The sequence below is a fragment of the Streptomyces sp. NBC_00239 genome (assembly GCF_036194065.1).
Classification (GTDB): Bacteria; Actinomycetota; Actinomycetes; order Streptomycetales; family Streptomycetaceae; genus Streptomyces.
Genome location: NZ_CP108095.1, coordinates 4,305,324 through 4,330,754, shown reverse-complemented (window position 1 = coordinate 4,330,754; position 25,431 = coordinate 4,305,324). Strand labels below are relative to the sequence as shown.

The window sequence follows — 25,431 nt, the reverse complement described above, 5'->3', positions numbered from 1 at the left end:
GCCGAAGGCGGAATCCCGCCTACGGCCCCTCCCGATTCAGGTCACTCGGCCGCATCCGCGCGCCCGGCCGCCCGCCGGCCCGCAGGCCCGGAGCACGGAGCCCGCAGCCCGCAGCCCGCAGCCCGCAGCCGATCGCTACTTGTCGCCGACGCGCGAGCCCAGGGTCAGGTCCACCGTCGATGCCTTGCCGCCGCGCAGGTACGTCACCTTGACCACGTCGCCCGGCTTGTACGTCCAGATCTCGCTGATCAGCGTCGGGCCGCTGTCGATCGGCTTGCCGCCGAACTGCGTGATCACGTCACCGGGCTTGAGCCCCGCCTTGCCCGCCGGACCGTTCGGGTCGACGAGCTCGGAGGCGGCCGCGCCTTGCTCGGAGATCTTGGCGCCGTCGCCCTTGGCCTGCATGTCCACGGAGACGCCGATCACCGGGTAGACCGGCTTGCCGCTCTTGATCAGCTGCTCGGCCACGTTCTTGGCCTGGTTGATCGGGATGGCGAAGCCGAGGCCGATGGAGCCCGCCTGCCCGCCGCCGAAGCCGCCGCTGCCCGCGGACTGGATCGCCGAGTTGATCCCGATGACCGCGCCCCGGCCGTCCAGCAGCGGACCGCCCGAGTTGCCCGGGTTGATCGAGGCGTCGGTCTGCAGCGCGCTCATGTACGAGTTCTGCTTGCTCTGCCCGTCACCCGAGGCCACCGGGCGGTTCTTCGCGCTGACGATGCCCGTGGTCACCGTGTTGGACAGGCCGAACGGAGCGCCGATCGCGATCGTCGAGTCGCCGACGGCGACCTTGTCGGAGTCGCCGAGCGGCAGCGGGGCCAGCCCCGCGGGCGGGTTCTTCAGCTTCAGCACGGCCACGTCGTAGCCCTGGGCCCGGCCGATGACCTCGGCCTCGTACCGCTTGCCGTTCGAGAACGTCGCGGAAAGCTTTCCGCCGTCCGCGGCGGAGGCCACCACGTGGTTGTTGGTGAGGATGTGGCCCTGCTGGTCGTAGACGAACCCGGTGCCGGTGCCGCCCTCGCCGTCGCCTCCCTGCGCCTCGATGGTGACGACGCTCGGCAGCGCCTTGGCGGCGAGGCCGGCCACGGAGCCCGGCTCGCGCTGGAGGTCCTTCGGGGTGACGCCGGCGCTGACGGTCGTCGAGCCGTCGACGCTGTCGCCGTTCTTGGCGAGCTGGTAGCCGATGCCGCCACCGATTCCGCCCGCGACCAGGGCGGCCACGAGTGCGGCCGCGATCAGGCCGCCGCGGCCCTTGCGCTTGGGCGCCGGCTCCTGCCCCAGGGGCGCACCCCAGACGGGACCGCCGCCGTGCCCGCCGTGCCCGCCGTCGTACGGACCTCCGTGCCCGCCGCCATCGGCGTACGAGGGCACCGCGGGCGGCGGCGGAGGCCAGCCGCCCGCCTCGGCACCGGCCGGGGCCGCGGCCGGCGGGGCGGCCGGAGCCGCGTACGGACCCGCCGGGGGCTCCGGCGGCGTGGCCGGCAGCTGCTGGGTGGCCTGGCCGGTGGCCGGCAGCTGCTGGGTGGCCTGGCCGGTGGCCGGCAGCTGCTGGGTCACGGGGCCGGTGGGCGGCAACTGCTGAGTCGCCGCCTCGGCGTGCGGCAGCTGCTGGGTCCTCGGGTCGACCGGGGCCGGGGCCTGGGCCGGGGGAGCCGCCGGGGCCGCCGGGGCCGCCGGGGCCGCCGGGGCCGCCGCCGGATAGTCCGCGGCGGCCTGGTCGGCCGGCGGCCGGGCGTCCGCCACCGCGGGCCGGGCCGGCGCGTGGTCCGGGGCCTGGGCCCGTGTCGGGGCCGGTGCCTGCCCCTCGGGGGCCTCGGCCGGCACGGCCTCGGCGTACTCGGGGCTGGGAGCGGCCACCGGCACCGGGGGTACGGACGGGGCCTGCGGGGGCGTCGGGGCCGCGGTGCCCTCGTTCTCGGTGCTCACAGCTCTCTCTCCTCGTCACGCACGGCTGCTTGGATACCGGTCGGGCTGAACGTCCGGCCGGCCGCACAAGTTCCTGGGCAAAGCCTTTCCCATGAACCGTCAGAGCACTGTAAGCCGGACCTGTGCGTCCTCCCGCCATCCTTTACGCCAGGCATTTCGGTCGCATCTCCAGCGCATCCCGCCCGCCCCGCCCACCGCGGATGACACCATGGCCGGGTGACCCACGCACGGCAGCCGATCGGCCTCCAGCACCCGAAGACGATCCAGGTCGTCGCCCACCGCGGCGCCTCGGAGGACGCGCCCGAGCACACGCTGGCCGCGTACCGCAGAGCCATCGAGGACGGCGCGGACGCCCTGGAATGCGACGTGCGCCTGACCGCGGACGGGCACCTCGTCCTCGTCCACGACCGCCGCGTGAACCGGACCTCGAACGGCCGCGGCGCGGTCTCCGCCCTGGAACTGGCCGACCTGGCGGCGCTGGACTTCGGCTCCTGGAAGGACCGCGAGGAATCCCCGGACTGGGACGCGGAGGGCGCCGGCGAGCCGGACCCCGAGCGCACCTCCGTGCTGACCCTGGAACGGCTCCTCGAACTCGTCGCCGACGCGGGCCGCCCGGTGGAGCTGGCCATCGAGACCAAACACCCGACCCGCTGGGCCGGACAGGTGGAAGAGCGGCTGCTCTTCCTGCTCAAGCGCTTCGGCCTGGACTCGCCGCCCGTCGGCGGGCCCTCGCCGGTGCGGATCATGAGCTTCTCCGCGCGCTCCCTGCACCGGGTGCGGGCCTCGGCGCCGACGATCCCCACCGTGTACCTGATGCAGTTCATCTCGCCGCGGATGCGGGACGGGCGGCTGCCGGCCGGCGTGCGCATCGCGGGGCCCGGGATCCGGATCGTGCGCAATCACCCGGGTTTCATCCAGAAGCTCCAGAAAGCCGGCCACTCCGTGCATGTGTGGACCGTAAATGAGCCAGAAGATGTTCAGCTCTGCGCTGATCTGGGCGTCGAAGCGATCATCACCAATCGACCGCGACAGGTCCTGTCCCAACTCGGCCGCTAATCACACCAGTTGCTCTTCTCCCACCCGTGACGGGGTGTGCCCCGGCGCATCCGGTCCGCGTCCGCTCATCATGAATGCGTCAGCCGCGTCCGCTTCGGCGGTTTCCGGTCCAGGCCATTGGGGCATCCAGACCATGCGTGGGGCTAAGGAGGTTCCGGGGGTGGCGTTGGTGGTGGCACAGGAGGTGCCCACGTCGTCGTGCATGGCCGTAGCCCATGGTCCTGCGGGCGTGGGCCAGGCGAGGCACCGGATGCGCGAGCAATTGCGTATCAGCGGGGTGTCCGAATCGGTCGTGGACGATGCCGTTCTGATCCTTTCCGAACTTCTCAGCAATGCCTGCCGACACGGCCGGCCGCTGGGTGCCGGGGAGGTGGGCGAAGGCGACATCCAAGCTGCATGGCGGGTGGACAAAGCCGGCCGGCTGACCGTGGAAGTGACGGACGGAGGCGGCCCGACCCGCCCGGTTCCGGCCACACCCTCGGTCACCGCGCACGGGGGCCGCGGGCTGAACATCATCAGCGCGCTCGCCCAGGACTGGGGCGTACGGGACGGCGCGGGAGGCGAGGTCACCGTGTGGGTCGTCGTTGCCTCCGGGCATCGCCATGACGATTTCGCTACGCGCGTTGCGCCGCCCCTGCTCGACTTCATGACGGCCTTCGACGATCTCGAATCCTGCCCTCTGGGCACCGACCACTGAGGCGGCGCGCCGCCCGCCGCAGCGCGTCCGGCTCCGCAAGCCGCCGGGCGCCCGCCGAAAGGCGGCGGACCCTCATCCGAAAGGCGGCGGACCCTCATCCGGAAGACGGCGGGCCCTCTTCCGGAAGAGGCGCTCTTCCGGAGGACACAGGGCGCCGTTCCGGGGGCGACGCTCGCGGTCCCGGCAGCCGGGGGCGGCCGGGTGCAACGGATAGGCTCGCGCCGTCAGCACGAGCTTCAACCGGGAGACACCCACCATGGCCAAGAAGCGCCCCCAGCCCAAGGGACACCAGCCCAAGGGCGCCCAGCCGCAGGTCACCGACGGCGAAATCCCGGTGGTGGGTGCGCGCGAGCCGTGCCCGTGCGGCTCCGGCCGCCGCTACAAGGCCTGCCACGGCCGGACCGCGGCGCACGCCGTCACCGAGCTGGTGCAGCGCCCCTTCGAGGGCCTGCCGGGCGAGTGCGACTGGGTGGCGCTGCGCGAGCTGGTGCCCGCCGCGACCGTCCCGCTCACCCTCAAGGGCGGACTGCCCGACGGCGTGCCGTCGGTGACGCTGGCGACGGTGCTCCCGATGGCCTGGCCGGCGCTGCGCCGCGAGGACGGCTCCGTCCTGCTCGGCCTGCAGAACGACACGTCGACGGGTGACCTCGGCCGCGACCTCGCCGACACGCTGCAGCGCGCGCTGACCGCCGAGCCCGGAACGCCCGTCGCGGCCCGCCGCGTGGAGGCGGACGGCCCGCGCCTGGTGGACCTCCTCGACACCGACAGCGCTTTCGAGCCTGTTGTGCACACCGGATTCGAATTCTGGATTCCGGAGTCCGAGGACACCGTGAACTCCTCGCCCGAGATCGCGGCCTCTCTGGAGCGCGCGAACGCCGCTGCCATCCCGACCGTGAAACTCACCGGAGTCGACGCCGCGTACTGGTGCGAGACGCCGGAGAAGAACCACCTCCGCTGGGTCATGCCGCACGCCGAGGAGAAGCTCCTCGACGCTCTCGCCCGACTGCACGCGGCCGGCCTCTCCTCGCTCGGTGAAGGCACGCGTCTGGTCGGCTCTTTCCGCGCGCACGGACTGATGGTGCCGGTGTGGGACCTGCCGACCGGGGTCACCGCGGAGGACGTCGAGAAGCCCGCGGCGGAGCTCGCCGAGCGCCTCGCCACGGCTCTGGCCTCGGACGCTCCCCTGACCGCCGAAGAGCGGCGGGCGCGTGGCGGCCTCACCAACCGCCAGGTGACGCTCAGCTGACACCGCCGGGACACCCCCGGCACGCCGTTGCCGGCCAATGATCCGGAATGAGCCATTCAGATTGATGGGCGGGCCTGGTGACTCCGGTCACAACTCCCGCTAATCGTCGGCATATCGGTGTCCGAATATCCGAGATCGAATTTGCGAAGACGCGATCTCTTGTTACCGTTCTTGTAGCCCGGTCGCTGGTGCATCCCCCGTCGCCAGCGACCGGGCGCTTCCATTTCAATCCTCAACCGGATCCCCGGAGTTGCTCCCCGCGCGGAGCAGAAGCGGGCCTTCCTCATCCGGTACGGCGTATTCCGCAACTGCCGTCCAGGCTTCGGACGCCGCATCCGACGGTTCTTTCGGGGTCTCGCACACACCCGGTTCGTCGCCCGCCGGCACCGCACAGTGGATCTGTACGGTCCGCCCGGCCGGACCCATCAGCGACAGCACCGCCCCGAGCGGCCGGCCGGTCGTGTTCCGGTAGTAACTGCGCCCCCGGGCCTGCCCGTCACCCGTCAGCACACAGGTCTGCGCCTCGACGCCCTCGGGGGAGGACAGTTCGGGTCCGCACCGGGCATCCGTACGGGGTCGCGACTGCTGCGGACCGGATGCACCCGCACCACTGGCACCGCCCGCACCACCGGCACCGCCACCATCGCCGGCACCAGCGGCGTGGCGAGCACCACCCGCACCGGCAGCACTCGTTCCGTCGGCAGCGCTCCCGCCGCGGTCCGAAGCGCGCTGCCGGTCCCCGGTGGCGCGCCCGGCGTCCGGGTTCTTCGCGCCGGGCTCCCGCAGGCCCAGCGAGGACAGCAAGCCACCCCCGCCGGGGCGTGCCCCGGCCGACGGTCCGGCGAGCGCACCGGCGAGGGGGACCGACAGGATGATCAGCACACCGGCACCGATACCGATCATGCGGAGATTCATTCGCCGAAGATAGCGACGCGGGAATGGGGCGCAGCGGGCCGCGCGCCCAATTCCCTTGGAACTCGGCCCCGGTCACACCCGTTCGAGTGAAGAGCCGGGGCTACGGGCTCAGTAGGCGAGCCGGCTGCCCCCGTCGGACGCGCCACTGCTCGCCTCGACCAGCGCGTCCACGACCGCCTCGACGTCCGGCAGCCACGGCCGCGCCGAGCCGGCCAGCGGCGCGCGCTCCCAGCGCACCCGTCCGCCGCGGACCCGCGAGGGCGGCAGCGCGAGGTAGCCGCCCTCACCGTGGAAGCGCAGCGAGGAGGGAACGCCGTCCTTGGCGTAGAGGAGTTCGCCGAGCCGCTCCAGCGAGTACGGGGCGACGAGGATCGACATCCGGGTCGGCGTCGCCACCACCGGGCCGAGCCGCACGCCCGTGGCGCCGAGCCTGCGGAGCGCCGACCCGCCGGCCGCGGCCGGCAGGCTGACGGCGCAGGGCGCACGGCCGCCGGTCGCGAGGATCACCGGCGCGGTCGGCCGGTTGGTCCACCACCAGCGGACCATGCGCTCGTCCGTGGTGGCGGCGAGCAGTCCGGGGTCGAAGGGGTGCGCGCCGGGCACCACGCAGTCCGGGTCGGGGCACGCGCAGCGTTCGCCCCCGTCGGCCGCGGGGACCGAGCCGACACCGGGAAGTACGGGCCACTGCCATGCGGTGGCGCAGGTCAGGGCTGCGTCGAGGAGGACGGCCGGGGCGTCGTGCCGGGGACTCCCCCACACCCGTCCCGGGGTCGCCGCTCCCAGGAGCCGCCGAAGACGCCTTCCGAGGATCTCGCGCATGAGCGCTCGTTCCTTTCCGTTGAACGCCGAGGGCCACATCACACCATGTATGCGGTGTTTCACCACATGTGCATGTTTCGGGTCACTATCCGCTTGCTGAGGTTTCATGCGGTTCGTGCGGTTTTACCGGTCCATGAAACGCCTGGCGGGGCCGGCGCGCGACTGGCGCCGGGCAGGGTCCCGGTGGAGCGAATCCGAGAGCCCGTTGAACACGTCCCGCCTGTCCGGGGATGAGGCACGGCCTTCGCCGACAAGGACGAACAGCCTCGCCGAGCGGTTCCCGCCTGGATCCAGAGCGGTGCCAACCGGCTCTGACCATCACCGATTACGTACCCCTCACGCACGATATGACGCTGCGGCGGGCACGTTCAGTCGACCGCAAAAGAGGTCCACTCCCGGCATTTTTCGGCCAAGTTCGAGCCTTGACCGTACGGGGAGTTGTCGTCTCACGGACACCAGGATTCCCACCTGGGCAATGCTGGACATCGCTCCACCTGTGCGTGTAGATGTGGACCCCTTGCAGCCAGTGCAGATTGATCTGGGGGTTTGCGATGCGTTATGGCGAATCACACCAGGTGGAAAGGCGGATGCCATGAGCGCCCCGCATCTGCCGAAAGTGGCTGGAATCGATCCAGCAGTTCCGGCTCCCCCGCACACTGCCGCGCCCGCGCCCGCTCGCCCGGCCCCCGCAGCGGCACCCGGAGCCCCGCATCCGCCCGCCCCCGGCACGGTCATCCAGGACCGCCTCGCCGGCTGGGTCTCCGACCTCACCACCCTGCACGAACTCACCGAACGCCTCGCCCGCACGGCAGGCCTCGACGCGTCCCTCCAGGAGATCCTGAAGGCCGGCGCCGCACTGGTCGGCGCCCGCCGCGCCCTGGCCGTACTCGAACCTGCCGACGGCCTCGGCCCCGCCCTCACCGTCGGCCTCGGCCTCGGCCACGCGGAGCTCGGCCACATCGAGACCATCCCCCGCAGCGCCACCCCGTACGGCCGCATCCTCGACGGACTGCCCGACGCGGAAGGCGGCAGCGAACAGCTGCCCGAACCCGGAGCAGCCGCGGGCACCGGCGGCTACACCGCCCCCGTCGACCCCCGCTACCGCGAGGTCGCCGCCCGCCTCGGATACGCCGCCAGCTACGCCCTGCCGCTGGCCACCGAAACCGCGGGGCGTCTCGGCGCCGCGGTCTGGCTCTACGACGAACACGCCGAGCCCTCGGAACGCCGACGCCACCTCGCCGGCCTCTACTGCCGCTACGCCACCGAGCACCTCGCCCGCGTCCTGGAGGTCGAACGGGCCCGCACCCGGCTCGCCACCGTTTCCGAGGAGCTCCTTCCCAGCAGGCTCCCGCGCGTCTCCGGCGTCCGGCTGGCCGCCCGCCACCGCACCGGTCCCCTGGGCGGCGGCGACTGGTACGACGCCCTCCCGCTGCCCGAAGGCGCCCTCGGCCTCGCCGTCGGCTCCGTCACCGGCTCCGGACCCAGCGCCGTCGCCGCCATGGGCCGACTGCGCGCCTCCCTGCGCGCCTACGCCGTCATGGAGGGCGAGGACCCGGTCGCGGTCCTGTCCGACCTCGAACTCCTGCTGCGCCTGACCGAGCCCGCCCGCTCGGCCACCGCCCTCTTCGCCTACTGCGAACCGGCCCGCCGGAAGATCATCCTGGCCGGCGCCGGACACACCCCGCCGCTGCTCATCGGCGAACGCCGCACCGAGTACGTCGAGACCTCGCTCTCCGCCCCGCTCGGAATGCTCTCGTGCTGGGAGGCGCCCAGCGTGGAGCTCGATCCCGCACCCGGAGAAACGGTGCTGCTGTACACCGACGGGCTGCTCCAGCGCACCGGCGACCCGATGGACCGCGCCTTCGCCCGGCTGCACGCCGCCGCCGCGAGCACACCCAGGTCCGCCCGCGAGGACCCGGCCGCGCTCTGCGACCACATCCTGCGCACCGTGCTCCCGGGAGGCCGGGACGCGGTGGATTCCGACGAGGACATCGTGCTCCTCGCGGCCCGCTTCGACTGACCCGATGGCCGTGGCCGCCCGCCCCGCGGCCCCGGCTGGCACCGCACGATCTTGGTAATAGGTCTTCCGGCCCTGGGCCCCCTTCCGCACGACCGTACGATGGAGACGGTTCAGTGTCGTACCAGGAGGAGACGGACCCGTGGCCGAAGAGCTCAACCCGGAGACGCCGGAGAACCCGGAAACCCCGGAAGAGGCGCAGCCCAAGAAGAAGATCAAGCAGCGGAAGAACGGCCTGTACCCGGCCGTCACCGACGAGCTTGCCGAGAGCATGCGGTCCGGCTGGGCCGACACCGAGCTGCACGGGCTGGAGCCGATCGAGCAGGCGGCGCACACCGCCACCCGCCGCGCCGCGCTGTCGGCCCGCTTCCCCGGTGAGCGCCTCGTCGTCCCCGCGGGCCGCCTCAAGACGCGCTCCAACGACACCGAGTACCCCTTCCGCGCATCGACGGAGTACGCGTACCTCACCGGCGACCAGACCGAGAACGGCGTGCTCGTCCTCGAACCCGCCACCGAGGGGCACACCGCCACGATCTACCTGCTGCCGCGCTCCAACCGCGAGAACGGCGAGTTCTGGCTCTCCGGCACCGGCGAGCTGTGGGTCGGCCGCCGCCACTCGCTGGCCGAGGCCGAGCAGGTCCTCGGGCTGCCCGCCCAGGACGTGCGCGAGCTCCCGGAGGCCCTCAAGGAGGCCACCGGCCCGGTCCGCGTGGTCCGCGGCCACGACTCCGTCATCGAGACCGCGCTGGCCGACAAGGTCACCGCCGAGACCGACGAGGAGCTGCGCGTCTACCTCTCCGAGGCCCGCCTCGTGAAGGACGCCTTCGAGATCGGCGAGCTGCAGAAGGCCTGCGACTCCACCGTCCGCGGCTTCGAGGACGTCGTGAAGGTCCTCGACAAGGCCGAGGCGACCAGCGAGCGCTACATCGAGGGCACCTTCTTCCTGCGCGCCCGCGTCGAGGGCAACGACGTCGGCTACGGCTCGATCTGCGCCGCCGGCGCCCACGCCTGCACCCTGCACTGGGTCCGCAACGACGGCGCGGTCCGCTCCGGCGACCTGCTGCTGCTCGACGCCGGCGTGGAGACCACCACCCTCTACACCGCCGACGTCACCCGCACGCTGCCCATCAACGGCACGTACACCGACATCCAGCGCAAGATCTACGACGCGGTCTACGAGTCCCAGGAAGCCGGCATCGCGGCCGTGCAGCCCGGCGGCAAGTTCCGCGACTTCCACGACGCCTCGCAGCGCGTCCTCGCCGAGAAGCTCGTCGAGTGGGGCCTCCTCGAAGGCCCGGTGGAGCGCGTCCTGGAACTCGGCCTGCAGCGCCGCTGGACCCTGCACGGCACCGGTCACATGCTCGGCATGGACGTCCACGACTGCGCCGTCGCGCGCACCGAGTCCTACGTCGAAGGCACGCTGGAGCCCGGCATGTGCCTCACGGTCGAGCCCGGTCTCTACTTCCAGGCCGACGACCTGACCGTGCCCGAGGAGTACCGCGGCATCGGCGTCCGGATCGAGGACGACATCCTCGTCACCGAGGACGGCAACCGGAACCTCTCCGCCGGCCTGCCCCGGAAGTCCGACGAGGTCGAGGCCTGGATGGCCCGCCTCAAGGGCTGACACCCTTCACGCACCGCCGGCCGGGCCCCGAGGGGCCCGGCCGGCGGTGTTTCACGTGAAACACCGCAACTGCACCTCACGACACCTTCAACAGTGCGCCCTCACGCCACTTCAAGACCTTGTCGAAGCTCACCACCGCACCGCGCCCGGGCCGGTTGCGGAACAGGACGTGATCGGCGAGCTCCTCGATCAGGCACAGGCCCCGCCCGTTCTCCCGCAGAGCCCCGGACGGTTTGCGCCGGGACCCCACGTGCGCCGGAAAGCCCGGCCCCCGGTCCGCCACCTCGATCCGGCAGCAGTCCCCGTCCAGGTACGCGGTGACGTCATACGCCTCGGTGCCGTCGGCCACCACGCGGTCCGCCCCCGCGCCACCGTGCTCCACGGCGTTCGCACAGGCCTCGGTGAGCGCCACCGAGAGGTCATAGGAGATCTCCGGGTCCACCCCCGCGGTCTCCATGGTCCCGAGCAGCAACCGCCTGGCGAGCGGAACGCTCGCTGCTTCGCGCCGCAAGTGGAGAGACCACCAGATGCTCATACCGATACCTATTGCCGCCCACGGCAGCCGGTAAGCCACGGCCGGCCGACAGACCCCCCGAATGGCCGACGCGCGCCCTTCATCCACCGGTGTATGCGCCCGGAAGCCGTTTCCCCGCTGGGCCGTGAGAGGGAAGCGCCGAACGGGACGCATGGGACCTTACGGACCTGCTGTATGGACGCCGTGAGCGCAGTGCGATGATGACCCGGCCATGCCTCACCCCCGCTTGATGCGCGCCGGAGCCGGACCGCGGCTCATCAGGGCCGCGGTGTTCGCCGCGGTCTGCGTCGCGCTGTCCGGGGTGGGCCACGCCGTGGCCTCCTGTGCGACCGTCCCGCTGTGGGCCCTCGCCCTCGGCTTCCTCGGAGTGTTCGCCTGCGCAGCACCGTTCTCCGGCCGCCGCCGCTCACTGCCCGGCATCACCGGCGCACTCGCGGGCGGACAGCTGGTCCTGCACTCCCTGTTCGGCCTCGGCCAGCACACCACCGGACCGGCCGACCCGGCCGCCGGCTCGCTCGCCGACCTGGCCGCACGGCTGATCTGCGGCGGCAACGCCATACCCCTGACACCCGCACGGGCCCGGGAAGTACTCGACGCGGCCGGCATCGACCCCGCCACCGCGCTCGCCCAGACACACGCCCACGCAGGCCACGCCGCCACCGCCGCCGAACCCGCCACGGGCCTGCTCTCCCTGCCCATGCTCCTCGGCCACCTGCTGGCCGCACTGGCCGCGGGCTGGCTGCTCGGCCGCGGCGACCTCGCTCTCGAACGCCTGCTGCGCCTGTCCGCCGACGGCACTCCCGTACGGCCGCTGCGCGCGGCACTGGCCTTCGTACGCGCCCTGCGCGCGGGACTCCTCGCCGCGGACCACCCGGCCCCGGCCCTGCCCCGCGACGAGCGGACGGCATCCGCATCCCCCGGCAGAGAAGCCCTCCAGCACACCGTGATCAGGCGCGGGCCGCCCGCGGCACTCGTCCTCGCAGCCTGACACGGCACCGACTCGACTCCACCGGGCATCCGGCACGGGAGCAGCGGTGCCGGTATGCCCGCGCGCACCCGCGAGCGGCCCACCGTTCCCCGCTTCCAGTGGAGTTTTCCGCCATGAAGATCTCTCGCGTACCCGTCGCCGCCGCCCTGGCCGCCGGATCCGTCCTGCTGCTCGCCGGCCCCGCCTTCGCACACGTCAGCGTGCAGCCGGGCCAGGCCGAGAAGGGCGGCTACGCCACCATCAACTTCAAGGTCCCCAACGAGCGCGACAAGGCGTCGACCACCAAGCTGGAGGTCAGCTTCCCGGCCGACCACCCGCTCGCGTCCGTCATGCCGCAGGACGTGCCCGGCTGGACCGTCGAGGTCACCAAGAGCAAGCTCGCCAAGCCGCTCAACCTCCACGGCAAGCAGATCACCGAAGCCGTCACCAAGGTGACCTGGACCGGCGGAAAGATCGCCCCCGGCCGCTTCCAGCAGTTCCCGCTCTCCGTCGGACAGCTCCCCGAAGACGCCGACCAGATGGTCTTCAAGGCCATCCAGACGTACGACAACAACGAAGTCGTCCGCTGGATCGAGGAGACCAAGGAAGGCGCCGAGGAGCCCCAGAACCCGGCCCCCGTCCTCAAGCTGACCGAAGCCAGCGGCGAGGGCCACCACGGCGGCGCCACCGGCGGCAAGGACGCGGACTCGGCGAAGAACCAGGACGCGAAGAACGACCGCCACGACGACGAGAAGGCGGAGGCCGCGGGCTCCGACACCACCGCCCGCGCGCTCGGCATCACCGGCATCGTCGTCGGCGCCGCCGGCGTGGCCTTCGGGGTGGCCTCCCGCCGCCGCTCCTCCTGATCCGCACTTTTCCGAACCACCGGCACCAGGGACACATCTCTCCATGCGCACCACACGTGTGACAGCCGCCGCCCTCGCGGCGGCGGCTGCACTCACCCTCGCCGCCTGCAGCAGCGACACCGGCAAGGACTCGTCGGTCGCCGTCGTCAGCACCCCGTCCAAGACCACGGGGGGAACCGTCATCGACCGGCCCTTCGCCAAGCCGGACATGGTCCTGACGGACTCCCACGGCAAGAAGTTCAACCTGCGCGAGCAGACCAAGGGCAAGCCGACGCTCCTCTACTTCGGCTACACCCACTGCCCCGACGTCTGCCCGCTGACCATGGGCAACATCGCCTCCGCGAAGAAGGCACTCCCCAAGGCGGACCAGGACCGGCTCCAGGTCGTCTTCGTCACCACCGACCCGGACCGGGACACCCCCGCCTCCCTCGACAAATGGCTCAAGGCCCAGGACCCGTCCTTCATCGGACTGACCGGGGACTTCAAAACCATCCAGGCCGGCGCCCGCACCATGGGCATCGGCATCGAGGCCGCCAAGAAGGAAGCCGACGGCAGCGTCGTCTCCATGCACGGCGCCCAGGTCATCGCGTTCTCCCCGAAAACCGACGAGGGCTACGTCCTGTACGGCGAGGACACCACAGTCGACGACTACGCCAAGGACCTGCCGAAGATCATCAAGGGAGAGAACCCGTGAACCGCCGCACCACCACCCTCATCGCCGCCGCACTCTCCCTGACGGCCGCACTGGCGATATCGGGCTGCTCCTCTGACGCGGACAAGGACGCCAAGCCGGACCTCTCGGTGAGCGGCGCCTTCATGCCCGAGCCCCTCAACACCGACATGGCCGGCGGCTTCCTGGTCGTCAAGAACGACTCCGGCACCGCCGACAAGCTGACGTCGGTGACCAGCCCGCTCTCGGACGACGTACAGGTCCACGAGACGAAGAACCAGAAGATGCAGCACGTCAAGTCCCTCGACGTGCCCGCCAACGGCGAACTCAAGCTGGCTCGGGGCGGCAGCCACATCATGTTCATGGGGCTGAAGAACAAGCCGAAGCTCGGCGACAAGGTCGCCATCGAGCTGCACTTCGAGAAGGCCGGCCCCGTCAAGGTCGAGCTCGACGTGAAGGACCGGACCCACAACCCGAAGAACCACTGACGGAACGACCACTGACGGAACGAGGGACTGACTCGCCATGACGGCCACCGCCCCCGCCCCCGCGCCTGCGGCACCGCTCCTGCGGCTGCTGCTGGTCCTCGCCGCCCTGCTGGGCACGCTGCTCGCCGCGGCCGCACCGGCCTCGGCGCACGCCGCGCTGACCGCGAGCGACCCCAAGGACGGGGCGGTGGTCGCCACGGGCCCCGCCCAGGTCAGCCTCTCGTTCTCCGAACAGGTCGCCCTCGGTGACGATTCGATCCGGGTCATGGACCCGGCCGGAAAGCGTGTCGACACCGGCGAACTGCGCAACCTGTGCGAAGGATCGCTCGTCAAGCACGCGGTCGTGCTCCACTCCGGACTGCCCAACGGCACCTACACGGTGGCCTGGCAGGCCGTGTCCGCGGACAGCCACCCCATCTCGGGCGCCTTCACCTTCTCCATCGGCGCCCCCTCCAAGACCTCCGTCGTCCTGCCCGACCAGGCAGCGGGCGGCGGCCCGGTCGGCCTCGCCTACGGCATCGCGCGCTACGTCGCCTACGCGGGCTTCATCCTCCTGGTCGGCGGCGCCGCCTTCGTCCTGCTCTGCTGGCGGCGCGGCGCCGGCATCCGCGCCGTACAGCGCGTGGTCCTCTACGGCTGGGCCGCACTCACCGCCGCGACCCTGACCATGCTGGTGCTGCGCACCCCGTACACCGGCTCGGGGAAGTTCGCCGACGCCTTCGACCTCACCGGACTCCAGGCCGTCCTCGAAACCAAGACGGGCGCCTCGCTGGTGTCCCGACTGCTGCTGCTCGGGGCGGCCGCACTCTTCGTCGCCGTACTGTTCGGCGCCTACGCCAGGCGCCAGGCGGCCGACGCCGCGGCAGGCACCCCGCACGCCGGAGGCGTGACGGCCACCGTGGACGGAGACTCCCCTACCCGCGACGAAACCAGCGACCTGACCTTCGGGCTCGCCATCGGAGGCACCGTCGTGGCCGGCGGAATCGCCGCCACCTGGGCGCTGTCCGAACACGCCTCCACCGGCATCCAGCCCGGCATCGCCATGCCCGTCGACATCTTCCACCTGCTCGCGGTCGCCGCGTGGCTCGGCGGCCTCGTCACACTCCTCGTCGCCCTCTACCGGGTGCCCGACCTCGAACGGGCCGCGGTCCAGCGGTTCTCCAAGGTCGCTTTCGCGAGCGTGATCGTCCTCGTGGCGACCGGCATCTACCAGTCCTGGCGCCAGCTCGGCACCTGGTCCGCCCTGACGGGCACCGACTACGGCAAGCTCCTGATCGTCAAGGTCGGACTGATCGTCGTGCTCGTGGGCGTCGCGTACGTGTCGAGGCAGTGGACGGCACGGCTGGGGGCGGCCCCCGCCGCGGTCGAGATCGTCACGCAGCGTGTTTCACGTGAAACATCGCCCGAGGCCGAGGCAAAGGCCGAGGCGGAGGCGGAGGCGGAGGCCAAGGCGTCGGCCGAGGCGGAGCCCGCAGCCGCACTCGCAACCGAGCCCGAACCCGCACCCGAGCCCGAACCGGTCACCGTCCCCGAGGACCCGCAGGACCCGCAGGGCCCGCAGGACCCCAAGAGGGCCGCCCAACTGGCCCGGCAGCGCGCCGCCCAGGCCACCGCCCTGGAGAAGAAGACCCGCGACGCCGACCCCGACCGGGCCGGACTGCGCCGCTCGGTCCTCGCCGAGGCCGCCGTCGCCGTCGTACTCCTCGCCGTGGCCACCACCCTGACCAGCACCGAGCCGGGCCGGGCCGCCGAACAGGAGACCGGCAGGGGCAGCGCCGGAGCGCCCGCGGTGCCCAACCGGCCCATCAAGATCACCCTGCCCTTCGACACCGGCGGCGAGGACGGCAAGGGCACCGCCCGACTCCAGCTGGACCCCGGCCGGACCGGGTCCAACACCCTGCACCTGTGGCTGGACCGGCCCAACGGCAAGCCGCTGGACGCCCCGGAAGTGAAGGTCTCCTTCACCCTGCCCGCCAAGGACGTCGGCCCCCTGCCACTCGTCCCCGACCACGCGGGCAGCGGCCACTGGACCTCCTCCGGCGTCCAGCTGCCGCTGGCCGGCACCTGGCGGATCGACGTGACCGTCCGGACCTCCGACATCGACCAGACCACCGTCAACAAGAACGTGAAGATCGGCTGACCCGCGTGACCGAGCATGTGACCGACATCGAGATCTCCAGGCGCCGGCTGCTCGGCACCGTCGGCGCTGCCGGCGCGACCGGGCTCGCGCTCGGCGCCACCGGCGGCGCCCTGGTCCACTCCACCGTTTCCGACAGCGGCGACCCGCAACGCCCGGCCGCCGGTTCCCTCGCCGCCCTCGGGGCGACCGAGGTCGCCTTCCACGGCGACCACCAAGCGGGCATCACCACGCCGCTCCAGCTCAAGGGCCACGTCGTCGCCTTCGACCTGGCCCCCGGGGCCGGCCGCAAGGAGGCCGCGGCCCTGATGCGCCGCTGGTCGCGGACCGCGAGCCGGCTCATGGCCGGGCAGCCCGCCGACACCGCCGACACCGGGATCGCACTCGACGCCGGACCTTGCTCGCTGACCGTCACGTTCGGCTTCGGCCGCACCTTCTTCGACCGCACCGGACTGACGGCCCGCCGCCCGGTGGCACTGGATCCGCTGCCGGACTTCTCCTCCGACCAGCTCGACCCCAAGCGCAGCAACGGAGACCTGTGGGTCCAGATCGGCTCGGACGACGCCCTGGTCGCCTTCCACGCGCTGCGGGCGATCCAGAAGGACGCCGGGGACGCGGCCAGGGTCCGCTGGCAGATGAACGGCTTCAACCGCTCACCCGGCGCCACCGGCACGCCGATGACCGCCCGGAACCTGATGGGCCAGATCGACGGCACGGGCAACCCGAAGCCGCAGGAGCCCGACTTCGACAAGCGGATCTTCGTCCCCGAAACGGGCTCCCCGGACGGGCAGGCGTGGATGGCCGGCGGCTCGTACGCGGTCGTGCGCCGGATCAGGATGCTGCTCGACGACTGGGAGAAGCTGCCGCTCGGCAAGCAGGAGAAGGTCATCGGCCGCACCAAGGCCGACGGCGCACCCTTGACCGGCGGCACCGAGAAAACCGAGATGGATCTCGACAAGATCGGCCCGGACGGCAAGGCGGTCATCCCGGCCAACGCGCACGCCCGGATCTCCGCGCCCGAGCAGAACGGCGGCGCGGCGATGCTGCGCCGGCCGTTCTCGTACCACGACGGGATCGGGCCGGACGGCGTCCCGGACGCCGGTCTGCTCTTCATCTGCTGGCAGGCCGACCCGATGCGCGGCTTCGTGCCGGTCCAGCGCAAGCTCGACCGGGGGGACGCGCTGTCCGCCTTCATCCGGCACGAGGCGAGCGGCCTGTACGCCGTGCCGGGCGGCCCGCGGGCGGGCGAGTTCGTGGGGCAGCGGCTTCTCGAAGCGTGAACGGTCCCGCGGGCGCTCCGGCGGATCGCACTACGCTGATCTCATGTCCGCGACCCGTTTCACGTATCTCGGCCCCGAGGGCACCTTCACCGAGGCCGCCCTCCGCACGCTGCCGGAAGCCGCCACGCGCGAGCTCGTCCCCATGGTGTCGGTGCCGGCGGCACTCGACGCGGTGCGCAACGGGGAAGCCGCCGCGGCGCTCGTGCCGATCGAGAACTCGGTGGAGGGCGGGGTCACCGCGACCCTCGACGAGCTCGCGTCCGGCGAAGCGCTGATGATCTACCGCGAGGTGCTGCTGAAGATCGCGTTCGCGCTGCTGGTGCGGCCGGGCACGAAGCTGTCGGACATCAAAACGGTGACCGGGCACCCGGTGGCACAGCCGCAGGTGCGCAACTGGCTGCGGGCGAACCTCCCGGACGCCGTGTGGGAGTCGGCCGCGTCGAACGCGGACGGCGCCCGGCTGGTCCAGGAGGGCCGCTACGACGCGGCCTTCGCCGGCGAGTTCGCCGCGGCCACCTACGGCCTCGAAGCCCTCGTCACCGAGATCCACGACGCGGAGAACGCGGAGACCCGCTTCGTCCTGGTGGGCCGGCCCGCCCGGCCCGCGGCGCCCACCGGCGCCGACAAGACCTCCGTGGTCATCTGGCTCGGCGAGGACCACCCCGGTGCACTGCTGGAGCTGCTCCAGGAATTCGCGGTCCGCGGGGTGAACCTGATGCTGATCCAGTCCCGGCCGACGGGCGAGGGCATCGGCAACTACTGCTTCGCCGTGGACGCCGAGGGCCACATCTCGGACCGCCGGGTCAGCGAGGCCCTGATGGGCCTCAAGCGCACCTGCCCCAACGTCCGCTTCCTCGGCTCGTACCCGCGGGCGGGCGTGAGCCTTCCCGAGGTGCGCGCGCCGCGGCCGGGCACCTCGGACGGCGACTTCACCGCCGCCTCCGACTGGCTGACCCGCTGCCTGGACGGGCGGGGCTGAGCCACCCCCGGGGCGGGTCACCATCGGTTTCCGCCGGTCCGGGGAGGCGGTCCTGGACCGACGCGAGCTCAGGCCCACACTATCCACAGAGTTATCCACAGGTGGCCTGCTCGACCTGGGGACAAGTCGACACGGAGGGCCGACATGGTCGACAAATCGGCCGTTCGGCGTTGGTGAACTCCCGGGTCCCGCGAGGCGAACGACGTCACCCGCGTGCCGTTGATCAACTCTTTGGGGCGAGGCATTCCCACCCGAATGAGTGTCTGAGCCAGGTTTGAACAAGGAATGCCCCGGCCCGCCACCCGACCCGGAATGATCAATTCCCGCATCCACAGAGCGCCCCCACAGGCTGTGGATAACAAAGCCGGTCACCACAATTCCTGTGGACAACGAGCGGTCCGCGACCCCGCCGCCCCAAGGCGTCCACACCCGACCCCCGTCCACGGGGTCGCCCTATCGTGCCCCTTTTCGGGGAATGAGGTGGGGTTTATTGACTTTCCCGTGAGGGTCGCGATCAGGCCACACGCGTCCAGTTTTCCATTTACCGCAATTAGGACATAGCGACACGCAGCGTGATATCGATGTGAGTCCGCGAACCCCAGGCCGGTAGCCTGGAGGGGTGATTGACCTCCGGCTGCTCCGTGAAGACCCCGACCGTGTTCGCGCCTCCCAGCGTGCTCGTGGAGAGGACGTCGATCTTGTCGACGCCCTGCTCTCCGCCGATGAGCGCCGCAGGTCTTCCGGCGTGCGCTTCGACGAACTGCGCAACGAGCAGAAGTCGCTCGGCAAGCTCATCCCGAAGGCCTCTCCGGAGGAGCGGGCGGAGCTGCTGAAGAAGGCCGAGCAGCTGAAGGCCGACGTGAAGTCCGCCGAGGCCGAGCAGAACGAGGCCGACGAGGTCGCCAAGAAGCTGCTCCTGCAGCTCGGCAACATCGTCCACCCGGACGTGCCGGTCGGCGGCGAGGAGGACTTCACCGTCCTGGAGACGCACGGCACCATCCGCGACTTCGCGGCCGAGGGCTTCGAGCCCAAGGACCACCTCGAACTCGGCGAGGCGCTGGGCGCCATCGACGTCGAGCGCGGCGCCAAGGTCTCCGGCTCCCGCTTCTACTACCTCACCGGTGTCGGCGCGCTGCTGGAGCTCGCGCTCGTCAACGCGGCGATCGCCCAGGCCACCGAGGCCGGCTTCATCCCCATGCTGACCCCGGCGCTGGTCCGCCCGCGCGCCATGGAGGGCACCGGTTTCCTCGGTCAGGCCGCGGAGAACGTGTACCACCTGGAGAAGGACGACTACTACCTGGTCGGCACCTCCGAGGTCCCGCTCGCCGCGTACCACATGGACGAGATCATCGACGCCGACAAGCTGCCCCTGCGGTACGCCGGCTTCTCCCCCTGCTTCCGCCGCGAGGCGGGCACGTACGGCAAGGACACCCGCGGCATCTTCCGCGTCCACCAGTTCGACAAGGTGGAGATGTTCTCCTACGTCGCCCCCGACGACGCCGAGGCCGAGCACCAGCGTCTGCTCGCCTGGGAGAAGCAGTGGCTCAGCTCCCTGGAGCTGCCCTTCCAGGTGATCGACGTCGCCACCGGCGACCTCGGCTCCTCCGCCTCCCGCAAGTTCGACTGCGAGGCGTGGATCCCCACCCAGGGCAAGTACCGAGAGCTGACCTCCGCCTCGAACTGCAACGGCTTCCAGGCCCGCCGCCTGTCGGTGCGCATGCGCGAGAACGTCAACGGCAAGAGCACCGTGCAGCCGCTGGCGACGCTCAACGGCACGCTGTGCGCCGTGCCTCGCACCATCGTGGCCATCCTGGAGAACCACCAGCAGGCCGACGGTTCGGTCCGGGTCCCCGAGGCGCTCCGCCCCTACCTGGGCGGCCGCGAGCTGCTGGAGCCGATCGCCAAGTGAGCTTCCCGTACCGGCTCGTCGCCACGGACCTCGACGGCACGCTCCTGCGTGGCGACGGCACGGTCTCGGAACGCACCCGTGAAGCGCTCGTCGCGGCCACCGCGGCGGGCGCGGCGCACATCATCGTCACCGGCCGGTCCGTGGCCTGGACCCGGCACATCCTCGACGATCTGGAGTACCAGGGACTCGCGGTGTGCGGCCAGGGCGCCCAGCTCTACGACGCCGGTGCGCACAGGCTGCTGACCTCGGTCACGCTGGACCGCCAGCTGGCCGGCCTGGCGCTGGCCAAGATCGAGAGCGAGATGGGTCCGGTGGCGTTGGCCGCCAGCCGTGACGGTCTGGACGGCGAAGTCCTGGTGGGCCCCGGCTACCGGGTGCAGGAAGGCCCGCTGCCGCACGTGTTCCTCAAGGACACGACGCAGGTGTGGGCGGCTCCGCTCAACAAGCTCTACATCCAGCACCCGGAACTCGACGACGACGCGCTCACCCAGGCCGCCCGCCAGGTGGTGGGCAGCCTCGTGGACATCGTGATGGCCGGCCCGGGCGTGGTGGAGATCCTCCCGCTCGGCCTGAGCAAGGCCACGGGTCTCTCGCTGGCGGCGCGGCGGCTGCGGGTGAAGGCGGCCGAGACGATCGCCTTCGGCGACATGCCCAACGACATCCCGATGTTCGCCTGGTCCGCGCACGGCGTGGCCATGGCCAACGCCCACCGTGAACTGAAGGCCGTGGCCGACGAGACCACGACCTCGAACGAAGAGGACGGCATCGCCGTCGTGCTGGAGCGCCTGCTCGGCGCCTGAGCACCACCGGAGGGATCCGTCAGGACAGGATCCGCAGCCCGGACTCAGGGAAGTCCGGGGCAGCCCGCGCCTCTCGGCGCGCTCGAAGTGGCTGCCCCGGACTTCTTGTTTCTCCCCGCGTCATCCACTCTGCCCCTCCCGAAAGCCGCAGACCAATGAATTTCGGCCGGGCGCAGGAGCCGGGGGCGCGGCCGAGCACGGACCGCCATGGCTATGTTTCACGTGAAACAGGCTGCGGGTGCCGGGTGAGGGGCCAGGCCAGCAGACCGATGGCCAGCGAGATCGCGTGGCCGAGGTCGGTGAACGTGCCGCCGGTCAGCAACGGCAGCGCGAAGAACGCGACGGCGCCGCCGAGGTAGAGCCAGCGCCAGGGGCCGGGCAGCCGGTACGTGAGGACGCCGACGGCGGCGGCGAGCCCGTAACTCACCCCGATGTCCACGACATGCGCCATGCTCCGCGGGGCCCGGTGGTCGCGGATCGCCATCAGGACCACGTTCTGGCTGATCAGGGTCGCCGTGACATGGGCCGTCGCGACGATGGTCAGCCACCTCAGGGTGCCGAGCCAGCGTTCGACCGGAGCGTGGAAGAGCTCGAAGAGGACCGCGTACAGCGCGAGTGAGGCTGGGTTCTCGATCCAGAACGCGCTGGTCAGCAGGGACCGCACCGGGTGCTTGACGAGCTCGTGGATGTTGCTGCTGTTGCGGTGCAGCAGGACGTGGTCGAGGTGGTCGGGGGTGAGTGCCACGATGACGCTGGTGACGGCGATGATCAGCAGCCATATGTGCGTACCGGGCGACGAGCGCACCCAGGACCGCAACGGCCTGGAAGGCTCGGGCTCGGGGTGCAGCATCATGTGCCGATCATGACGCGCAACGCCGTGCCCCGCCCGGTATACGTACCAGGCGGGGCACGGGGGTTCGGGGTGCGCGGGAGGCCTACTCCTCGCCCGCCAGGGTCAGGCGGCGCAGCTTCTGGCCGGCGAACACGGTGGCCGCGACGGTGACCACGGCGAGCAGGATCGCCGCGGTGGGGAGGCCGACGGCGGAGTCGATGGAGCCTTCCCCGCTGACCTTCTCGGCGAGGGCCAGAGCCCACTGCTGGACGCTCAGCGTCTTGGCGCCGGGCACCAGGCTGCCGAACAGGGACTCCCACACCAGGGCGTAGACCAGGCCGAAGACCACCGCGTGGCGGCTGACGGTGCCCAGCAGCAGGAACAGCGCGCTGTAGGCGATCGATGCGACGAGGGCCGCGATCGTGTAGGCGACGGCGATCTGCTGTCCGTTGCCGTTGAGGATGTAGCCCGCGATCAGGGTGGGCACCGCGGAGAAGACCATGGTGACGGCGATCGCGACGATCAGCTTGGTCATGATGATCGTGGGGCGCTTCACCGGCTTGGCGAGCAGGTAGACGATCGAGCCGTCGTCGATCTCGGGGCCGATCGCGCCGGTGCCGGCGATGACGCCGATGAGCGGCACCATCGTGGCGAGCGCGAAGCCGCCGAGGAGTCCGGCCGCCACCCGGTCGTCGACGCCGGTGAGGGCGCGGACGGCGATGGCGATGAGCACCAGCAGCGCCGGGAGTGCGAAGAGGATGAGCGCGCGGCGCCGGCCGAGCAGGGCCCGGTAGGTGAGCCGGGCAACCGTGGGGTTGTACATCGATGCCAGCTCCTTCAGGCCGCTACGAGATAGGAGAAGACCGACTCGAGGGACTCGTCGGAGGGCGAGACCGTCAGCAGCCGGATGCCGTGCTCCCGGGCCACCTTGGGGAGGAGCGCGGTGAAGCGCCCGAAGTCGACCGCCTGGATGCGCAGTGCGCCCTCGGTCCGGTCCACCTCGATCCCTGCGGTGGACGGGTCGGCGATCAGGGCCGCGGCGAGTGCGCGGTCGTCGGAGGACCGGACCAGGTAGCGGTGCGGGCGGTCCGTCATCAGGCGGCGGATCTTGCGGAAGTCACCGGAGGCGGCGTGCCGGCCGGCGACGATCACCTCGATGTGGGAGGCGAGCTGCTCGACCTCCTCCAGGATGTGCGAGGAGAACAGGACGGTGCGGCCTTCGTCGCCCATCCGCCGCAGCAGGTCCATCAGCTGCATGCGCTGGCGCGGGTCCATGCCGTTGAACGGCTCGTCGAGCAGCAGCACGGACGGGTCGTGGACGAGCGCCGAGGCCATTTTCACGCGCTGCCGCATGCCCTTGGAGTACGTGGCGATCTTGCGGTCCTGCGCGTACTCCATCTCGACGGTGGCGAGGGCGCGCTGCGCGGCCCGCTCGTCGAGGCCGTGCAGCTCGGCGTTGGCGACGACGAACTCGCGGCCGGTGAGGAAGTCGTACATCGACTCGCGCTCGGGCACGACGCCGATGTGCTTGTACACCTGCTCGTTGCGCCAGATCGGGGCGCCGTCGAGGGTGACGGTTCCGGTCGACGGGGCGAGGAAGCCGCCCATCATGTTGATGAGGGTGGACTTGCCGGCGCCGTTCGGGCCGAGCAGTCCGGTCACTCCGGGGGCGATCCGCATCGTCACGTCGTTGACGGCGACGACATTGCCGAACCAGCGGGAAGCGTGGTCGATGTCGATGATGGTCACAGTCCGGCCTTCCGGTAACGGCTCATCAGGGCGGCGTACGAGCCGGCGATGAGGGCGAACACGACCAGCAGGTAGACGGCGCCGACGCCGGCCGAGGGACCGTCACCGCCGGGGAAGGCCGAGGTGGCGCCGAGGAAGGCGGTCTGCACCCCGTCGATCAGCGTGATCGGGGAGAACAGGCCCATCCACTCGATGGCGCCCGTGTTGCCGGTCTCGTACGCGACTCCCTGGACCGCCGAGACGGCGCCGTACGGGATCACCAGGAGGGCGATCACCGCGGCGACACCGAAGCCGCGCCGCGGCGTGAGCGCGGCCATGACCAGGCCGATTCCACCGAAGAGGAGCGAGAGCAGCAGCACCGAGACCATTCCCTGGGCGAACCCCTTCGTCTGGTCCGCGAAGTCGAATTTGGCCAGCAGCGCACCGATGTACATGACGAGCAGGGGCGCCGCGGTCAGGAGGAAGAGCGCGGACACCATGGCCGCGTACTTGGCGACCACGTAGTCGACGCGCTCGATCGGCCGCGAGAAGTACAGCGGCACGGTCTTGAAGCGCAGGTCGCGGGAGACCGACTGCGGGGCCTGCGAGGCGAGGTACAGGCCGATCACCATCTGCAGGTAGAGGGCGTACGACGTGTACTTCAGCGGCAGGTCCGTCGAGCCGGGCACCGCGATGGCCACCGCGACGATGATCGCAGCGGGCAGGCACATCACCGCGAAGAGCAGCATCGGCAGCACCTTGGACTTGGCCGAGCGGCCGAGTCCGTAGGCGCCGCGCAGGGACTGCGAGTACAGCGAGCGGCGGGCGTAGGCGCGGCCGAGGCGGGTGCCTTCGTACGACCGGTAGCCGATGTTGTGGATCTGGGTGGAGGCCTCAGGCGCCATCGGAACCGGCTCCCTTCCGAGCTGCGTGTGCGGTGGCCGCGGTGTTCGCGGCCCAGGCGGCGGCGCGCTGGGCGGACTGCTGGTCGGGGAGCGCCTGCGCGTCCTCGCGGAAGACCTCCGCGATGTGGTGGCGGCGCTGTTCCATCCGGACCAGGCCGAGGCCGAGGCCCGCGACGGTGTCGCGGACGATGTCGTACGTCTCCTCGCCGGCGGCCTCGACCAGGAGGATGTGGCCGGCGCCGGGCAGGCCCTGCTCCTCACCGGCGTGCAGGGTGACGCCGGCGGCGCCGAGGGCCTCGCGCAGGGCGCGGGTGCCGTCCGGGTGGGTGTCGGAGTCGGTCACCTCGACCGCCAGGGTGGCGGTGGTCTGGGTGAAGTCGCTGGTGGAGCTGGAGCGCAGCAGCTTGCCGCCGTCGACGACCACGACGTGGTCGCAGGTCCGCTCCAGCTCGCCGAGCAGGTGCGAGGTGACGAGCACCGAGATCCCGAAGTCGGTGTAGATGCGGCGGATCAGGCCGAGCATCTCGTCGCGGCCGACCGGGTCGAGGCCGTTGGTCGGCTCGTCGAGCAGCACCAGCTGCGGGTCGTGGACGAGCGCCTGGGCCAGCTTGACCCGCTGCTTCATGCCGGTCGAGTAGCCGCCGATGGGTCGGTACCGCTCCTCGTAGAGGCCGACGTGGCGCAGGGTGTCCGCGGTCCGCTCACGGGCGGCGGTCGGGGGCAGCCCGGACATCCGCGCCATGTGCACGACGAACTCGGTGGCCGAGACGTCGGGCGGCAGGCAGTCGTGCTCGGGCATGTATCCGACCCGCTCACGGATGGCGCTGCCATGAGTGGCGACATCCAGTCCGAGCACGGCGGCGCGGCCCTCGGTGGCGGGGGACAGTCCCAGCAGAATCTTGATCAGCGTGGACTTGCCGGCTCCGTTTGCGCCCACCAGGCCGGTCACACCAGGCCCGATGTCGAGGGAGAGCCGGTCGAGGGCGGTCACCTTGGTGTACCGCTTGCTCAGGCTTTCGGTCGCGATGACAGTCACGT

At 71.4% G+C, this 25,431-nt stretch carries 22 protein-coding genes and 1 pseudogene; 14 read left to right on the top strand and 9 right to left on the bottom strand.

Features of this window, described 5'->3' with window-relative positions:
• Positions 1-135 precede the first annotated feature (135 nt).
• Positions 136-1,923, bottom strand: a complete 1,788-nt coding sequence (locus OG764_RS19100; protein ID WP_328969640.1) for a S1C family serine protease — start codon at positions 1,921-1,923, stop codon at positions 136-138.
• 216 nt (positions 1,924-2,139) lie between these two features.
• Between OG764_RS19100 and OG764_RS19095 the strand changes: the two genes are divergently transcribed.
• The 3 genes and pseudogenes from OG764_RS19095 to OG764_RS19085 all read left to right on the top strand — a co-directional run bounded on the left by OG764_RS19095 (position 2,140) and on the right by OG764_RS19085 (position 4,922).
• Positions 2,140-2,979, top strand: a complete 840-nt coding sequence (locus OG764_RS19095) for a glycerophosphodiester phosphodiesterase (RefSeq protein ID WP_328969639.1) — start codon at positions 2,140-2,142, stop codon at positions 2,977-2,979.
• Between the two features lie 74 nt (positions 2,980-3,053).
• Positions 3,054-3,676 (top strand): annotated as a pseudogene (locus OG764_RS19090) (ATP-binding protein).
• 256 nt (positions 3,677-3,932) lie between these two features.
• Positions 3,933-4,922 (top strand): DUF5926 family protein, encoded by a 990-nt coding sequence (locus tag OG764_RS19085; RefSeq protein WP_328969638.1) that lies wholly within the window; start codon positions 3,933-3,935, stop codon positions 4,920-4,922.
• Positions 4,923-5,147: 225 nt separating this feature from the next.
• On the opposite strand, the gene OG764_RS19080 is transcribed toward OG764_RS19085, so the two are convergent.
• Both OG764_RS19080 and OG764_RS19075 read right to left on the bottom strand, forming a co-directional pair.
• Positions 5,148-5,837, bottom strand: coding sequence for a hypothetical protein (locus tag OG764_RS19080; protein ID WP_328969637.1), 690 nt, complete (start codon positions 5,835-5,837; stop codon positions 5,148-5,150).
• Between the two features lie 108 nt (positions 5,838-5,945).
• Complete coding sequence (locus OG764_RS19075; RefSeq protein WP_328969636.1) at positions 5,946-6,656, bottom strand: bifunctional DNA primase/polymerase; 711 nt, start codon at positions 6,654-6,656, stop codon at positions 5,946-5,948.
• Positions 6,657-7,131: 475 nt separating this feature from the next.
• Here OG764_RS19075 and OG764_RS19070 point away from each other — a divergent pair, with 475 nt between their 5' ends.
• Complete coding sequence (locus OG764_RS19070; RefSeq protein ID WP_328969635.1) at positions 7,132-8,676, top strand: PP2C family protein-serine/threonine phosphatase; 1,545 nt, start codon at positions 7,132-7,134, stop codon at positions 8,674-8,676.
• 139 nt (positions 8,677-8,815) lie between these two features.
• Positions 8,816-10,297 carry an aminopeptidase P family protein gene (locus OG764_RS19065; RefSeq protein WP_328969634.1) on the top strand — a complete coding sequence of 494 codons (1,482 nt, stop codon included), beginning with the start codon at positions 8,816-8,818 and terminating at the stop codon, positions 10,295-10,297.
• 76 nt (positions 10,298-10,373) lie between these two features.
• On the opposite strand, the gene OG764_RS19060 is transcribed toward OG764_RS19065, so the two are convergent.
• Positions 10,374-10,832 carry an ATP-binding protein gene (locus OG764_RS19060; RefSeq protein ID WP_328969633.1) on the bottom strand — a complete coding sequence of 153 codons (459 nt, stop codon included), beginning with the start codon at positions 10,830-10,832 and terminating at the stop codon, positions 10,374-10,376.
• A gap of 211 nt (positions 10,833-11,043) precedes the next feature.
• Here OG764_RS19060 and OG764_RS19055 point away from each other — a divergent pair, with 211 nt between their 5' ends.
• From OG764_RS19055 to OG764_RS19015, 9 genes are all read left to right on the top strand, one after another.
• Positions 11,044-11,820, top strand: a complete 777-nt coding sequence (locus tag OG764_RS19055) for a hypothetical protein (protein ID WP_328969632.1) — start codon at positions 11,044-11,046, stop codon at positions 11,818-11,820.
• 113 nt (positions 11,821-11,933) lie between these two features.
• Complete coding sequence (locus tag OG764_RS19050; protein ID WP_328969631.1) at positions 11,934-12,665, top strand: YcnI family copper-binding membrane protein; 732 nt, start codon at positions 11,934-11,936, stop codon at positions 12,663-12,665.
• 43 nt (positions 12,666-12,708) lie between these two features.
• Positions 12,709-13,359: an SCO family protein gene (locus tag OG764_RS19045; RefSeq protein WP_328969630.1), complete on the top strand. Its 651-nt coding sequence runs from the start codon at positions 12,709-12,711 to the stop codon at positions 13,357-13,359.
• On the top strand, positions 13,356-13,823 hold the full coding sequence (locus OG764_RS19040) for a copper chaperone PCu(A)C (RefSeq protein ID WP_328969629.1): 468 nt from the start codon (positions 13,356-13,358) through the stop codon (positions 13,821-13,823). Before OG764_RS19045 ends, OG764_RS19040 begins: the two co-directional genes overlap by 4 nt.
• A 37-nt stretch (positions 13,824-13,860) precedes the next feature.
• Positions 13,861-15,963, top strand: coding sequence for a copper resistance CopC/CopD family protein (locus OG764_RS19035; RefSeq protein ID WP_328969628.1), 2,103 nt, complete (start codon positions 13,861-13,863; stop codon positions 15,961-15,963).
• A gap of 17 nt (positions 15,964-15,980) precedes the next feature.
• A complete protein-coding gene (gene efeB / locus OG764_RS19030) occupies positions 15,981-17,240 on the top strand; it encodes an iron uptake transporter deferrochelatase/peroxidase subunit (RefSeq protein WP_328973065.1) in 1,260 nt (419 codons plus the stop codon).
• A 43-nt stretch (positions 17,241-17,283) separates the two neighbouring features.
• Positions 17,284-18,219, top strand: a complete 936-nt coding sequence (pheA, locus tag OG764_RS19025; RefSeq protein ID WP_328969627.1) for a prephenate dehydratase — start codon at positions 17,284-17,286, stop codon at positions 18,217-18,219.
• Between the two features lie 619 nt (positions 18,220-18,838).
• Positions 18,839-20,128, top strand: coding sequence for a serine--tRNA ligase (gene serS, locus OG764_RS19020; RefSeq protein WP_328969626.1), 1,290 nt, complete (start codon positions 18,839-18,841; stop codon positions 20,126-20,128).
• A complete protein-coding gene (locus tag OG764_RS19015) occupies positions 20,125-20,928 on the top strand; it encodes an HAD family hydrolase (RefSeq protein ID WP_328969625.1) in 804 nt (267 codons plus the stop codon). The genes serS and OG764_RS19015 overlap by 4 nt, the downstream gene beginning before the upstream one ends.
• Positions 20,929-21,139: 211 nt before the next feature.
• Here the strand turns inward: OG764_RS19015 and OG764_RS19010 are convergent, their stop codons facing one another.
• From OG764_RS19010 to OG764_RS18990, 5 genes are all read right to left on the bottom strand, one after another.
• Complete coding sequence (locus OG764_RS19010) at positions 21,140-21,781, bottom strand: rhomboid-like protein (protein WP_328969624.1); 642 nt, start codon at positions 21,779-21,781, stop codon at positions 21,140-21,142.
• 82 nt (positions 21,782-21,863) lie between these two features.
• A complete protein-coding gene (locus OG764_RS19005) occupies positions 21,864-22,583 on the bottom strand; it encodes an ABC transporter permease (protein ID WP_328969623.1) in 720 nt (239 codons plus the stop codon).
• A 14-nt stretch (positions 22,584-22,597) separates the two neighbouring features.
• The gene (locus tag OG764_RS19000) at positions 22,598-23,509 is read right to left on the bottom strand and encodes an ABC transporter ATP-binding protein (protein WP_328969622.1); all 912 of its coding nucleotides are present in this window, start codon (positions 23,507-23,509) and stop codon (positions 22,598-22,600) included.
• Positions 23,506-24,393: an ABC transporter permease gene (locus tag OG764_RS18995; RefSeq protein WP_328969621.1), complete on the bottom strand. Its 888-nt coding sequence runs from the start codon at positions 24,391-24,393 to the stop codon at positions 23,506-23,508. Before OG764_RS18995 ends, OG764_RS19000 begins: the two co-directional genes overlap by 4 nt.
• Positions 24,383-25,429 carry an ABC transporter ATP-binding protein gene (locus tag OG764_RS18990; protein ID WP_328969620.1) on the bottom strand — a complete coding sequence of 349 codons (1,047 nt, stop codon included), beginning with the start codon at positions 25,427-25,429 and terminating at the stop codon, positions 24,383-24,385. Before OG764_RS18990 ends, OG764_RS18995 begins: the two co-directional genes overlap by 11 nt.
• Positions 25,430-25,431 lie beyond the last annotated feature (2 nt).

Excerpts from the sequence above, each read along its gene's own strand:
- OG764_RS19085 (WP_328969638.1), top strand. The coding sequence starts at position 3,933 with ATGGCCAAGAAGCGCCCCCAGCCCAAGGGACACCAGCCCAAGGGCGCC.
- OG764_RS19080 (WP_328969637.1), bottom strand. The coding sequence starts at position 5,837 with ATGAATCTCCGCATGATCGGTATCGGTGCCGGTGTGCTGATCATCCTG.
- OG764_RS19075 (WP_328969636.1), bottom strand. The coding sequence starts at position 6,656 with ATGCGCGAGATCCTCGGAAGGCGTCTTCGGCGGCTCCTGGGAGCGGCG.
- OG764_RS19070 (WP_328969635.1), top strand. The coding sequence starts at position 7,132 with ATGCTGGACATCGCTCCACCTGTGCGTGTAGATGTGGACCCCTTGCAG.
- OG764_RS19060 (WP_328969633.1), bottom strand. The coding sequence starts at position 10,832 with ATGAGCATCTGGTGGTCTCTCCACTTGCGGCGCGAAGCAGCGAGCGTT.
- OG764_RS19055 (WP_328969632.1), top strand. The coding sequence starts at position 11,044 with ATGCCTCACCCCCGCTTGATGCGCGCCGGAGCCGGACCGCGGCTCATC.
- OG764_RS19050 (WP_328969631.1), top strand. The coding sequence starts at position 11,934 with ATGAAGATCTCTCGCGTACCCGTCGCCGCCGCCCTGGCCGCCGGATCC.
- OG764_RS19045 (WP_328969630.1), top strand. The coding sequence starts at position 12,709 with ATGCGCACCACACGTGTGACAGCCGCCGCCCTCGCGGCGGCGGCTGCA.
- OG764_RS19035 (WP_328969628.1), top strand. The coding sequence starts at position 13,861 with ATGACGGCCACCGCCCCCGCCCCCGCGCCTGCGGCACCGCTCCTGCGG.
- pheA (WP_328969627.1), top strand. The coding sequence starts at position 17,284 with ATGTCCGCGACCCGTTTCACGTATCTCGGCCCCGAGGGCACCTTCACC.
- OG764_RS19010 (WP_328969624.1), bottom strand. The coding sequence starts at position 21,781 with ATGATGCTGCACCCCGAGCCCGAGCCTTCCAGGCCGTTGCGGTCCTGG.
- OG764_RS19005 (WP_328969623.1), bottom strand. The coding sequence starts at position 22,583 with ATGTACAACCCCACGGTTGCCCGGCTCACCTACCGGGCCCTGCTCGGC.
- OG764_RS18995 (WP_328969621.1), bottom strand. The coding sequence starts at position 24,393 with ATGGCGCCTGAGGCCTCCACCCAGATCCACAACATCGGCTACCGGTCG.